The sequence below is a fragment of the Achromobacter sp. GbtcB20 genome, assembly GCF_019091095.1.
Classification (GTDB): Bacteria; Pseudomonadota; Gammaproteobacteria; order Burkholderiales; family Burkholderiaceae_B; genus Achromobacter; species Achromobacter mucicolens.
Window position 1 is genome coordinate 406,588 of sequence record NZ_JAGXJZ010000001.1, and the last position, 12,295, is coordinate 418,882.

Here is a 12,295-nt window from a genome sequence, read left to right on the forward strand (position 1 = left end):
ATTGCTGCGCGCTTGGCGGGTGCACTGGTCCAGAAGCGCGATCCCGGCATGTCACGGCAGACCGGGAAAATGGTCGATCCATTTAATCGATAAGTCGCCAAACGAATCGACCAACCTGACCGTGAAGTCCGGGAAGTTTTCGACGATTTGCCATCTGCCGCAGCGGTCGGGGAATGAGCTGACTTTCTGTACCAGCAAATCGGGGAATGCGGTGGCCACTTTGACTTCGATGTCAGGAAACGATTTGACGATCTTCACTTTGCCGTACAGGGGGATGCCCTTGTAGGTGCAGTTGGCCCTGTCAATCTCGGCTGCCCAAACGGAGGACGCCGCGCCGAGCAGGGCGCAGGCGAAGATGGCGCGGTTGAGCAAGTGCATGGAGATCCTTATGTGCGGGGGGCCTCTGGCCGACTTGGGCGTACCGAATTGGGGACAATGAGCGGGCGGCAATTATGCCTGCCTTTGCGCGGCAGCTCCAAGCCGGCGCGCTGCCAGACTACGGCCGGCGTAGACGTCAGGAATGCGCTGAATCAGATCCGCGTTCAGTGCGGCCGGCTGCGCCCGCCAGGACGGCGCGCCCCTTTTCCGTCAGCACCACCACCGCTTCCCCGCGCACCGAGCTTTCGCCCGGCGACATGTCGATCAGGCCATTCGCCGTGGCGTCTTCCCAAGCCGACAGCCGGGGGCAATTGGTGCGCCAGGCCTCCATCGTTTCGGCATAGGTGCGCGGCCGGGCGGCGATCCACATCAGGAATTGCACCAGGTTGCCCATCTGGGACGCGCCGGCTTCGATGTCTATTTCGGGTTTTTCAGTCATGGGCGCCTCCGTTCCTGGATCAGGGATGCGTCTTGACGATACTCCCGCGCCCGCCCGCGCTCCAGTCCTATCTGGGCGCCATTCCCTTGCGCAATCTGTTGGCGGGTTCCATGAGCGCGTCCTTCATGTCGTCGCGTTCCAGCACACAGGGTTCGTGGTGCAGGTCCCGCATGAAATCGTCGTAGAGCTCGCCGGTGATGCCAGCCGGACGCTTGAAATCGCCGGACAGCTGATACGCGCGCAAAAGAATCGAGCGCAGACGCTTGACCTCCCAGAGCAGGGCGATCACATCGGGATTCCAGGGCTGACGCTCGCGGATGGAGCGCAGGTCAGCGTGGGAGAGCGGGGTTTTGAACGGCATGGCGGAAAATACTGTTTATATATCCAGTATAATCCGCCAGCGTCCAAGGAGCGAGTGGGTGTTTTCCCAACTGCGCCTAGAATGGGCCACAGGGAGGTAGCGCAGGTCGCGCTGCGATCACACCACCCGCGTATGCACCTGGCCTTCGCGGAACCACGAATCCAGATTCGCGCGCATCAGATCCGCCATCGCGCGGCGCGTTTCGTGGGTGCCGCTGGCGATGTGCGGCAGCATCACCACGTTATCCATGGCGTTCAATTCCGGGGGCGTGGCGGGCTCATGTTCGAACACGTCCAGCCCCGCGCCCGCGATGCGCTTATTCTGCAGCGCCGCCACCAACGCGGCCTCGTCGACCACCGTGCCGCGCGCAATGTTGATCAGCCAGCCGTCGGCGCCCAGCGCATCCAGCACCTGCGCATTCACCATGTGCCGGGTGGCGCTGCCGCCCGGCACGGCCAGCACCAGGTAATCGCATTGCGAGGCCAGGTCCACGATGGTCGGGCAATAGCGATACGACTCCGGCGCGTCAGGGCGCGGCTTGCGGTTGGTGTAAAGAATTTCCATGTCGAAGGCCTGCGCGCGGCGGGCGATCTGCAAGCCGATGTTGCCCAGGCCGACGATGCCGCAGCGCTTGCCGGTCATGCGCGAACCCAGGCCGAATCCTTCGCTGGGCCAGCGGCCCGCGCGCACGAAGCGGTCGGCTTCGGCGATACGGCGCGAGACCGCCAGCATCAGGGCTAACGCGGTATCGGCCACGCAGGCGTCCAGCACGCCGGGCGTGTTGGTGACGACGACGTTGCGCGCCTTGGCGGCCGCGATGTCGATGGTGTCGTAACCCACGCCAAAGCTGAAGATGCCTTCCAGCGCGGGCAGGGCGTCGATCAGTTCCTTCGTCGCGCCAAACCGGCCGCTGGTGGCGATGCCGCGGATGGCGGCGCCGTGCTCACGCAGCAGCGCCGCCTTGTCCTGGGCCTCCCAGAGGCGATGGACGCGGTAGCGCGATTCCAGGTCGGCCACCAGGTCGGGCAGCAGGGGACCGACCATCAGCAGATCGGCGGCGGAAGCGGGAAGGGATGCAGTCATGGATACGGCTTATCTAATTAGAGGAAAAGGCCCGCCGAAGCGGGCCGGGACCGGAATCAGTTGGTCTGGATGTTGCGGGACTTGATTATCTGCCCATAACGTTCGCGCTCGCTGGCGGCAAGATCCTGCAGTTCCTTTGGCGTTGAGCCATGCGCCACGGCGCCCTGCGATTCCAGCTTGGCCTTGACGGCCGGATCGGCAGCGACGGCGCGGATGGCCTCGGAAAGCTTGTCGATCACGGCCTGCGGCGTGCCGGCAGGCGCCAGCACCGCCGTCCACGAGCCGCTTTGCGCGTTCTTCACGCCGGCTTCGTCGATGGTGGGCACGTCCGGCATGGCGGGCGAGCGCGTCGCACCGGTGACGGCCAGCGCGCGCAGCTTGCCGGCCGTGACGTAGGGTATGGTCTCCAGAACCGACGCGAACAGCATGTCGACGCGGCCGGCCATCAGGTCGGTCATGGCCGGGCCGCCGCCCTTGTAGGGCACGTGCACCAAATCCACGCCCGTCGCTTCTTGGAAGATTTCGCCGGACAGATGGGGCGCGCCGCCCGTGCCCGAGCTGGCAAACGTATGCTTGCCCGGCTGGGATTTGGTCAGCGTGACCAGTTCCGCCACGTTCTTGGCGGGCAGGCTGGCGGGCACCACCAGCACAAACGGCAGGTCCGAAAACAGCGACACGGGCGCAAACGCCTTGACCGGGTCGGAATGCAGCTTGTAGATCCAGGGGTTGATCGCCAGCATTCCCGAATTCGCGAACAGCAGCGTGTAGCCGTCGGGCTGCGAGCGGGCCACCAGGTCGGCGGCGATCTGGCCGCCCGCGCCCGGCCGGTTGTCCACCACCACCGACGACGAGAATTTTTCACCCAGGGCCGCGGCCAGCAACCGCGCCGAGATGTCGGTGCCGCCGCCGGGCGAGAAGGGAACGATGAGATTGATCGGGCGTTCCGGATAGCCGGCGGCGCTGGCCGCGTGGGGCATGGCCGCGGTGGCGGCCAGGGCCAGCGCCGCGGCGAGGAGCCGGACGCGGATCCGGGCGGGGTTCTTTGTCTCCATGGATTTTCTCTTTTATGGCGTTGATGGCGGCGAGGCCGCAAAAAATGGTGCTGCGGGTAAGGCTCCTGATGCTTGGCGGACCGGATTCGCGGCCCTGCAGGCGAGTATAGGGAGGCCTGTCCATGGATATCCGTTCGAGCTATAAATAGCATCAATCAATTCAAGGATTGAATCGATGGAATTCCGCCAGCTCGAATGCTTCATTGCGGTTGCCGAGGAACTGCACTTCGGCCGCGCCGCCGAACGGCTGTGCATGACGCAGCCGCCGCTATCGCGCCAGATCCAGTTGCTGGAGCAGGATCTGGGCGTCACGCTGTTCGAGCGCAACAGTCGTCAGGTCGTGCTAAGCGCCGCGGGCCGGCGCTTTCTGCGCGATGCTCGCCACCTGCTGGAGTTTTCGGCACAGGCGGCCGCCACCGCGCGCCGCACATCGGGCGGCGAGGCCGGCCACATTACGCTGGGCTTTACTGCCGTGGCGTCGTACCGCCTGATGCCGTCGCTCATCGTGCAGGCGCGCAAGCTGCTGGCGGGCGTGGAGATCCAGCTTCGAGAAACCGTCACCACCGAACTGGCCCGTCTGCTGCTGGCCCATGAGCTGGACGCCATCCTGGCGCGCAGCGTGCCGCAGCAGGCCGGCATCGAATCGCGCCTGGTCGAACGCGAACCGCTGGTCCTGGCGCTTCCCGCCGATTCGCCGTTGTGCGAACACGCGACCGTGCCCCTGAAATTGCTTCAAGGCCAGCCATTCGTGCTGTATTCGCCGCGGGAAGGAAAGTACTTCTATGACCGCATCGTGGGCGCCTTCGGCCTGGCGGACGTGCAGCCGCAGTACGTGCAGCGCGCCGGGCAGACGCATACGCTGCTGGCGCTGGTGCGCGCGGGACTGGGCGTGGGCATCGTGCCGGATTCGGCGCGGGAACTGCGCTTTGAAGGCGTGGTGTTCCGGCCCATCGACCAGCGCAACCTGTACGCGGATATGTACCTGGCATGGCACGCGCAGCACGACAACCCGGCGCTGGACGCGTTCCTGCAGCGCGTGGCAAAACTGGATACCCCGGGCGCGATCCGCCGCGGCGGACAGGGATGAATCCATCGGTTTTCTAGTGGTGGGGCGCGAGGTCCGGCGCAAATTGCATCGCCCCGTTCGCGTCGGCGCGGGCGCCTTGATCCTGCAACTGCTGCGCCTGGGTCGAGCACGCGGTCAGCACCAGCCTGCATTCGGATCCCGTCTTGTCGCGGCACAGGCCCAGCACGTAATCCCCGGTCCGCTGCCCGTCCCACGCACGCTCGCCAATGGCCACGACGTGCTGCGCGCCGTTCGCAGCCACCGCCACGCATTGGTTCTTGAAGCTGGCATACACCGCGCAGGTGGCGTGGGGCTCGTCTTCGCGGCAAGCGGCGAGCGCGCTGCCGCGAGCCGCTGCGGCGGAGCCGTACAGGATCGAGGCGTAGTAGCGATACGTTGACGAGACGATCAGGGCGCCATGCAGATCGGGCGGGACCGGCTGTGCGCTGGCCGCGGTGGCGCATGCAGCAAACATGAGCAAGCCCGAAACAAGCCGTCGCGGCATAGGAATCCCCTGGGGTTCAAGACCACAGTAGCGGAGCGGCGCGCGCCTTGCCAGCATCAACGGGACCAGCGCGGATATATCAAGTTGAAACATCCATAGACCATCCAAGTGGATGGTTTATGATTCGATCCATGCCGCCTCGCACCTCACAACTCGCCTCCACCCCCAAACCTGCGGACGAGAAGATCACGATCAACCTGGGTTATGTCGACCTGGGCCAGATCGATCTGCTCGTCCAGGAAGGGTTCTATGCAAACCGTACGGACCTGATCCGAACGGCGATCCGCAATCAACTTGCCACCCATGGCGACGCGGTGCGTCAGGCCGTCAGCCGAAAAACGCTGGTGCTTGGCATCCAGCACTACACCGCCCAGGAGCTGCTGGCGGTTCAAGCCGCGGGCGAAATGCTTCAGATACGGGTGCTGGGCCTGGCGACCATCGCGGCCGATGTCACGCCCGAGCTCGCGCTTGCCACGATCGAATCTCTAACGGTATTGGGGGCGCTGCATGCCAGCCCCGCCGTCAAAGCCGCCTTGCGTCAGCGCATCCGCTGATCGTCCACGCCGCAAAAAGGTCACTCAATGCACCCTGAATTCCAACACCTCATGAACCGCGCCACCCAGCTCACGCAAGCCGGCGATCTGACGGCTGCCACCGCCGCGATCCAGGCCGCGCTGCGCGGCTTGCCGGCCGCTGCCGCGCCGAGCAACGAAGATGCCGACGTCATCGACGTTGAGGCCTGGGAGGTTCCCGATTCCGGCCGGGCCTCTCGTGCGGCCCGGCCCGCGTTCAACGAAGCCGCCCCCCCCACGCACACCGCCGCCGTCTCGGGCGATACGTTCACGTCGGGATCATTTCGCAATGCGTCCGGACAGCGCGGCTACAAGCTGTATGTGCCGCCCAACCCGGAGGGCGCGCCGCGTCCTCTGGTTGTCATGCTGCACGGCTGCACCCAGGACGCCGACGATTTCGCGGCGGGCACCGCCATGAACGACGCCGCCCGCGAACAGGGTTTTTACGTGCTGTATCCCGTGCAAGCGCGCGATGCCAATCCCCAGAAGTGCTGGAACTGGTTCAAGCACAACCACCAGCAGCAAGGGCGCGGTGAACCCGCCATCCTGGCGGGCATGACGCGCGAGGTCATGGCCACCCACAACATCGATCCGGCGCGCGTGTATGTCGCCGGACTGTCGGCGGGCGGGGCCATGGCCGCGATCCTGGCCGACGCCTATCCCGACCTGTATGCGGCGGCTGGCGTGCATTCGGGGCTGGCTGCTGGCGTGGCGTCGGATCTTCCGTCGGCGCTGTCCGCCATGAAGGGCGTGGGCCTGAAGACGGCCGCGCCGGCCAATGCCGGCGTGCCGGTCATCGTCTTTCACGGCGACCGCGATGCCACCGTGCACCCCGGCAATGCCGACAACGTGATCGCGGCCAGCGTGGGGCCCGGCGCGCGCGTTGAAACCGTGCGCGTTCCTGGCGCCGCCAATAAGCGGCACAGCACCCGGCATCTGTACCGCGACGCCACGGGCGACATCGTCGCCGAACGTTGGGACATTCACGGCGCCGGACATGCCTGGGCGGGCGGATCGGAGCAAGGGTCCTACACGGATCGGTCCGGTCCGGACGCCACGGCCGAGATGCTGCGATTCTTCTTCGTGCGCACCGCAAAGCAGTGACGTGCGATCCTGGCTGCCGGCGCTAAGCCGGCTGGCGAACCGCCACCGGCTTGCCGTAGAGCACCCGCGCGCACGCCAGGCCGGCCACCGCAGCGGGCAGGGCGCCCATGACCAACGGGAACCCCAGGGCCGCAAGGGACCGGTCGCGCGTGCCGAACGTCAGCAAGAAGACGAAGGCATACGCCGCGCCGATCAGACCCATGCGCAGGATTGCCAGCCAGGACGGCGCGGCAGGCTTGAGCGCGCCCGCGGTCATTCCGCAAAGCAGCGCCGGGATGCCGCCGAAAAGATAGGCCCACGGCAGCCCATAGAGACCGAACAAGAGCATCTCCGGATCCTGCGCACCGATGGATATGACGACGGCCATCACCACCATGCCGACGGCCGGCCCCATAAATGCAAAGATTGCCGCGCCCGCCAGCATGTCGCGGGACATGGCGCGGCCCGAGTCCGCGGGCCGGCGCTGCATGCGGCGATAGACGGCCGCGGCCAGCGTGCATGCGAGAAGCAGGGCGCCAACAAAGTAGATCATCAGGTCAGTTCCGGATTGATTGGATAAAACGGCGGGGCGGGCAAGCGTCCTGCCAGCAAAGCGCCGTTGCGAGGCCCGCGGCCAGCAGGCGTGGCCTTAGGGCGCGTAGCGTGTGCGAGTTGCGCGAGTTGCCTGGGTTGCGCGGCGCACGCATCAAGGCATCTTCTTCTTGCCCAGCAAGGCCAACGTCAGGCTGCGGCCCGTGCGCATGAACGGATATAGCGCCTTGGACAGGCAGGCGTTGCTGAAGATGGTGGCGTTCAGGCGGTTGAACACATCGCTGCCGGTACTGAGTAACGCCAGCCGGTGGATCGCGTCGGCGCCCCAGTAATCGCGGCCGTCCAGATGCAGGAGCATGCCCTGATTCAGGTCGTAGCCTTGCGCGCGATGGTGCGCGGCCAGCTCGGGATGGTCGCGCATGTTCAGCATGGCAATGGGCCCGGCGGCCTTGCGTAGCCGCATCATCCGCACGTAGTTTGAGCAGAACGGGCAATCGCCGTCGTAGAGGAGATAGTTTTCGTCGGACTGCATGGTCGGGATCCGTCGGGTGTTCCGGGAACATACCTCATAAATCCGGCGGGATGGTTGCGGGGCACGCCTTCGGCTTGCGCTGTAGTTTGCCGCGCGCGGCGGCGCCCATTGACGCCGGGTAGCCCGCGGCCGGATTCAAACATCTTCGGCCGGCGCTTGGGCAGCGTCCCACGCCAGCGCCATTGCATAGCGCCGCACGTCGTGCGGCCATTGCCCCACATGCCGCGCGTAGGCGTCGCGATCGTTCGCGTAGAGCGCGCGCGTGGCTTCCTCGAAACCAGGCAGGTTGCCCGCGACACTGGTCATGAACCGGTACGCCGCCTCCTGGCGATGGCGTCGCGCGTCCTGCGCCTCGTTGTCGCGGCGGGCCTGCTCCACCAGTTTTCGCAGTGCCACGGAAGCGCCGCCTGGCTGGGCGGCCAGCCAATCCCAATGGCGCGGCAAGAGGGTCACCTCGCGCGGCACCACGCCCAGTCTCGGGCGGCCCCGGCCGCGCGGCGCCTCGTCGGGCTGCGTGTCTTGAACCACGGGGGCGGCAGTGTCCGTCCGGGCATACCGGTCAGCGATCTGCGCATCATCACCGCTTACGTCCAGATCGACCTGCTTGCCTGTCGAATCCTGGAACACCAGCACGGCGTCATTACGGCGCGCGGCCAGCGCCTGCTTGACCGCCAGCGCCACGTCGGCCAGCGAACCCGCCGCCAGCAGCCGATGGCCTTCGAAGGCGGTATGAGAGTCGGAAGGATTTGGAATCATTTTTTTGTCCGGGTAAATTTATGGAGTGGATTATTACCCCGTCAAAATTCCCTGTCAATATGACCCGGGTAAAAATAAGTCACTCAGGTTGTCGTGTCGTTGCGGTGTCATAAATATCCACCTCGACCTATGGTTAACACCTAGTCAAATCAGGCTGGCGGCGTATAATCTCGCTTTGCGCCCGGAGTTACCCATGCGTCTCGTACAAAAAGCGCTCACCTTCGACGATGTGTTGTTGGTGCCTGCGTATTCCGAGGTGTTGCCGCGCGACACCTCCCTGGCCACGCGCCTGACTCGCAACATCAGCCTGAATATTCCCCTCGTGTCCGCCGCCATGGACACCGTCACCGAATCTCGTCTGGCCATCGCCATGGCGCAAGAGGGTGGCATCGGGATCATCCACAAGAATCTCTCCGCCGACGCCCAAGCGCGTGAAGTGGCTCGCGTCAAGCGCCACGAATTCGGCATCGTGATCGATCCGGTCACCGTCACCCCCCAGATGAAAGTGCGCGACGCCATTGCGTTGCAGCGCCAGCATGGCATCTCGGGCCTGCCGGTCGTCGAAGGCCGCAAGCTGGTCGGCATCGTCACCAACCGCGATCTGCGCTTTGAAGAAAACCTGGATCAGCCCCTGCGCAACATCATGACGCCGCAGGAGCGCCTGGTCACAATGAAGGAAGGCGCCACGCTCGAAGAAGCGCAGGCCCTGATGCACAAGCACCGTCTGGAACGCGTGCTGATCGTGAACGACGGCTTTGAACTGCGTGGCCTGGCCACCGTCAAGGACATCGTCAAGAACACCGAGCACCCGATGGCCAGCAAGGACGGCCAAGGCCAGCTGCGCGTTGGCGCGGCCGTGGGCGTGGGCGGCAACACCGAAGAACGCGTGGAAAAGCTGGTCGCCGCCGGCGTCGACGTCCTTATCGTCGACACCGCGCACGGCCACTCCAAGGGCGTGCTCGAAGGCGTGCGCTGGGTCAAGCAGAACTACCCCAAGGTTGAAGTCATCGGCGGCAACATCGCCACCGCAGCCGCCGCGCGCGCGCTGGTCGAATACGGCGCCGACGGCGTCAAGGTCGGCATCGGCCCTGGCTCCATCTGCACCACGCGTATCGTGGCCGGCGTTGGCGTGCCGCAAATCCATGCCATCTCGCAAGTTGCCAAGGCGCTGGAAGGCACGGGCGTTCCGCTTATCGCCGACGGCGGCATCCGCTACTCGGGCGACGTCGCCAAGGCGCTGGCCGCCGGCGCGTTCTCGTGCATGATGGGCGGCATGTTCGCCGGCACCGAAGAAGCCCCCGGCGAAGTCGTGCTGTTCCAAGGCCGGTCGTACAAGTCGTACCGCGGCATGGGCAGCCTGGGCGCCATGACGGAAGGCTCGGCCGACCGCTACTTCCAGGACCCGGCCAACAACGCCGACAAGCTGGTCCCCGAAGGCATCGAAGGCCGCGTCCCCTACAAGGGCAGCGTGCTCGCCATCATTTACCAACTGGTCGGCGGCATCCGCGCCTCCATGGGCTACTGCGGCGCCGCCACCATCGACGACATGCGCACCAAGGCCGAGTTCGTGGAGATCACCTCCGCGGGCGTTCGCGAGTCCCACGTGCACGACGTGCAGATCACCAAGGAAGCGCCCAACTACCGCGCCGACTGATCCGCACAGTCAACTACAATGTCATGCATCACGCACCGGCAGAACCGCAACGATCAGCGGGTCTGCCGGTGCGGTTTTATTTCCAACGGGTAGAGTCTCCATGCACCAGCGCATTCTTATCCTCGACTACGGTTCGCAAGTCACGCAGCTGATCGCCCGCCGCGTCCGCGAGGCCGGCGTCTATTCCGAAGTCCACCCTGGCGACGTCGACGACGCCTTCGTGCGCGAACAGATGGCGCAGGGGCTGAAGGGCATCATCCTGTCTGGCAGCCACGCTTCGGCCTACGAAGAGGGCTCCATGCGCGTCCCGCACGCCGTGTTCGAGCTGGGCGTGCCCGTGCTGGGCATCTGCTACGGCATGCAGTCCATGGCGCAGCAACTGGGTGGCGTGGTCAGCTTCTCCGATCACCGCGAATTCGGCTACGCCGAGGTCCGCGCCCACGGCCACACCAAGCTGCTGGAAGGCCTGGAAGACTTCAGCACGCCCGAAGGCCACGGCATGCTCAAGGTCTGGATGAGCCACGGCGACAAGGTCACCGAGCTGCCCCCGGGCTTCAAGCTGATGGCGTCCACGCCGTCCTGCCCGATCGCCGGCATGGCCGACGAAGACCGCCGCTTCTACGCCGTTCAATTCCACCCCGAAGTCACGCACACTGTTCAGGGCAAGGCCATGCTGGCCCGCTTCGTGAACGAGATCTGCGAGTGCTCGGGCGACTGGAACATGCCTGACTACGTGTCGGAGGCCGTCGCCCGCATCCGCGAGCAGGTCGGCACCGACGAAGTCATCCTCGGCCTGTCCGGCGGCGTGGACTCCTCCGTTGCCGCCGCGCTGATCCACAAGGCCATTGGCGACCAGCTCACCTGCGTCTTCGTCGACCACGGCCTCTTGCGCCTGGACGAAGGCAAGCAGGTCATGCAGACCTTCGCCGAAAACATGGGCGTGAAGATCATTCATGTCGACGCCACCGCGCAATTCATGGGCAAGCTGGCCGGCGTCGCCGACCCTGAAGCCAAGCGCAAGATCATCGGCCGCGAATTCGTCGAAGTCTTCCAGGAACAAGCCGGCAAGCAAAAGAGCGCCAAGTGGCTGGCCCAGGGCACGATCTACCCCGACGTCATCGAATCCGCCGGCGCCAAGACGGGCAAGGCCACCTCCATCAAGTCGCACCACAACGTGGGCGGCCTGCCCGACACGCTGAACCTGCAACTGCTTGAACCCCTGCGCGAACTCTTCAAGGACGAAGTCCGCGAACTGGGCGTGGCACTCGGCCTGCCGCCGCAGATGGTCTACCGCCACCCGTTCCCCGGTCCGGGCCTGGGCGTGCGCATCCTGGGCGAAGTCAAGCATGAATACGCCGAACTGCTGCGCCGTGCTGACGCGATCTTCATCGAAGAACTGCGCAACACCAAGGACGAGGCCAGCGGCCTGACCTGGTACGAACTGACCTCGCAAGCGTTCGCCGTGTTCCTGCCGGTGAAGTCTGTGGGCGTCATGGGCGATGGCCGCACGTATGAGTACGTGGTTGCGCTGCGTGCCGTGCAGACGTTTGACTTCATGACGGCTGACTGGGCACCGCTGCCGCATCCGCTGCTGGCTCGCGTTTCGTCGCGAATCATCAATGAAGTGCGCGGGATTAATCGGGTGGTGTACGACGTGTCGAGCAAGCCGCCGGCGACGATTGAGTGGGAGTAAACCCGCGGCCGTCACAGACCGGCATCAAGCAGTAAGCAATACGCCGAAAGCCCGCATAAACGCGGGCTTTCGGCATTTGCATCGGGCGGCGTTTAGTGGTGTCGCCTTATTTCTTGCTCCGTGACCATCCCCAGCGAAAGCCATAGAAGCACAAGGTGAATATGGGCGCCGATACCGCGGCGGACAGCACGCTTCTGTCGAACGGGAGAAGGCGTACGTAGTACGCAACCAGATACGTCGTCGCGAAGCAGACCAGGAAAACAGTGATCGCAGTCCGTCTTATGTTGGGTTTGGAAGACAGCGCACTCTTTCTGGCACTTGAGGAGGCAATGAAGATCAGGACGGTGTTCATGGCAATCATGAGGGCTTCATCGTTAGTCATGCGGCGCGTTCGAATGGCGGTGATGTTGGCCTTGAGGCTACAGTGCCGCGAAAAGGGATGCCAATAGGAATAATCTGATTCGCCGCGGCGTTGTTGAACGCCAAAGCCATTCATCGCGCGCTCCTTAAATGGTGACCGACCATTGATATACTGCCCGATCTCATTTAGGTAACACCCCACAGGAGAT

Annotated in this window: 15 protein-coding genes; 5 read left to right on the plus strand and 10 right to left on the minus strand. The window is 64.8% G+C overall.

The genetic code is table 11. The annotated features are described in order from the left end of the window. Positions 1 to 51 precede the first annotated feature (51 nt). From KVT32_RS01880 to KVT32_RS01900, 5 genes are all read right to left on the minus strand, one after another. Entirely contained in the window at positions 52 to 378 is a 327-nt protein-coding gene (locus tag KVT32_RS01880; RefSeq protein WP_217617584.1) for a hypothetical protein, read from the minus strand. A 136-nt stretch (positions 379 to 514) separates the two neighbouring features. Continuing rightward, a complete protein-coding gene (locus KVT32_RS01885; protein ID WP_254636717.1) occupies positions 515 to 817 on the minus strand; it encodes a hypothetical protein in 303 nt (100 codons plus the stop codon). Positions 818 to 884: 67 nt separating this feature from the next. Further along, positions 885 to 1,178 (minus strand): hypothetical protein, encoded by a 294-nt coding sequence (locus KVT32_RS01890; RefSeq protein WP_152384668.1) that lies wholly within the window; start codon positions 1,176 to 1,178, stop codon positions 885 to 887. A 117-nt stretch (positions 1,179 to 1,295) separates the two neighbouring features. After that, positions 1,296 to 2,261, minus strand: coding sequence for a 2-hydroxyacid dehydrogenase (locus KVT32_RS01895; protein WP_152384667.1), 966 nt, complete (start codon positions 2,259 to 2,261; stop codon positions 1,296 to 1,298). 56 nt (positions 2,262 to 2,317) lie between these two features. Further along, on the minus strand, positions 2,318 to 3,313 hold the full coding sequence (locus tag KVT32_RS01900) for a tripartite tricarboxylate transporter substrate binding protein (protein WP_152384666.1): 996 nt from the start codon (positions 3,311 to 3,313) through the stop codon (positions 2,318 to 2,320). Positions 3,314 to 3,488: 175 nt separating this feature from the next. Between KVT32_RS01900 and KVT32_RS01905 the strand changes: the two genes are divergently transcribed. Beyond that, positions 3,489 to 4,400 (plus strand): LysR family transcriptional regulator, encoded by a 912-nt coding sequence (locus tag KVT32_RS01905; RefSeq protein WP_217617585.1) that lies wholly within the window; start codon positions 3,489 to 3,491, stop codon positions 4,398 to 4,400. 13 nt (positions 4,401 to 4,413) lie between these two features. On the opposite strand, the gene KVT32_RS01910 is transcribed toward KVT32_RS01905, so the two are convergent. Further along, the gene (locus KVT32_RS01910; protein WP_217617586.1) at positions 4,414 to 4,854 is read right to left on the minus strand and encodes a DUF4189 domain-containing protein; all 441 of its coding nucleotides are present in this window, start codon (positions 4,852 to 4,854) and stop codon (positions 4,414 to 4,416) included. 161 nt (positions 4,855 to 5,015) lie between these two features. Here KVT32_RS01910 and KVT32_RS01915 point away from each other — a divergent pair, with 161 nt between their 5' ends. Next, positions 5,016 to 5,438, plus strand: coding sequence for a CopG family transcriptional regulator (locus KVT32_RS01915; protein WP_217617587.1), 423 nt, complete (start codon positions 5,016 to 5,018; stop codon positions 5,436 to 5,438). A gap of 27 nt (positions 5,439 to 5,465) precedes the next feature. After that, positions 5,466 to 6,560: a PHB depolymerase family esterase gene (locus tag KVT32_RS01920; protein WP_217617588.1), complete on the plus strand. Its 1,095-nt coding sequence runs from the start codon at positions 5,466 to 5,468 to the stop codon at positions 6,558 to 6,560. 22 nt (positions 6,561 to 6,582) lie between these two features. Here KVT32_RS01920 and KVT32_RS01925 read toward each other — a convergent pair whose 3' ends face one another. The 3 genes from KVT32_RS01925 to KVT32_RS01935 all read right to left on the minus strand — a co-directional run bounded on the left by KVT32_RS01925 (position 6,583) and on the right by KVT32_RS01935 (position 8,379). Beyond that, positions 6,583 to 7,092, minus strand: coding sequence for a hypothetical protein (locus KVT32_RS01925; RefSeq protein WP_217617589.1), 510 nt, complete (start codon positions 7,090 to 7,092; stop codon positions 6,583 to 6,585). Between the two features lie 153 nt (positions 7,093 to 7,245). Beyond that, positions 7,246 to 7,623 carry a DCC1-like thiol-disulfide oxidoreductase family protein gene (locus KVT32_RS01930; RefSeq protein WP_152384661.1) on the minus strand — a complete coding sequence of 126 codons (378 nt, stop codon included), beginning with the start codon at positions 7,621 to 7,623 and terminating at the stop codon, positions 7,246 to 7,248. A 135-nt stretch (positions 7,624 to 7,758) separates the two neighbouring features. Continuing rightward, positions 7,759 to 8,379: a DUF2239 family protein gene (locus KVT32_RS01935; RefSeq protein ID WP_152384660.1), complete on the minus strand. Its 621-nt coding sequence runs from the start codon at positions 8,377 to 8,379 to the stop codon at positions 7,759 to 7,761. 193 nt (positions 8,380 to 8,572) lie between these two features. Here KVT32_RS01935 and guaB point away from each other — a divergent pair, with 193 nt between their 5' ends. Both guaB and guaA read left to right on the plus strand, forming a co-directional pair. Then, a complete protein-coding gene (guaB, locus tag KVT32_RS01940) occupies positions 8,573 to 10,033 on the plus strand; it encodes an IMP dehydrogenase (protein WP_056319209.1) in 1,461 nt (486 codons plus the stop codon). Positions 10,034 to 10,133: 100 nt separating this feature from the next. Further along, positions 10,134 to 11,726, plus strand: a complete 1,593-nt coding sequence (gene guaA / locus KVT32_RS01945; RefSeq protein ID WP_062841038.1) for a glutamine-hydrolyzing GMP synthase — start codon at positions 10,134 to 10,136, stop codon at positions 11,724 to 11,726. A 106-nt stretch (positions 11,727 to 11,832) separates the two neighbouring features. Here the strand turns inward: guaA and KVT32_RS01950 are convergent, their stop codons facing one another. Next, positions 11,833 to 12,222: a hypothetical protein gene (locus KVT32_RS01950; protein ID WP_152384658.1), complete on the minus strand. Its 390-nt coding sequence runs from the start codon at positions 12,220 to 12,222 to the stop codon at positions 11,833 to 11,835. Positions 12,223 to 12,295: the final 73 nt, after the last annotated feature.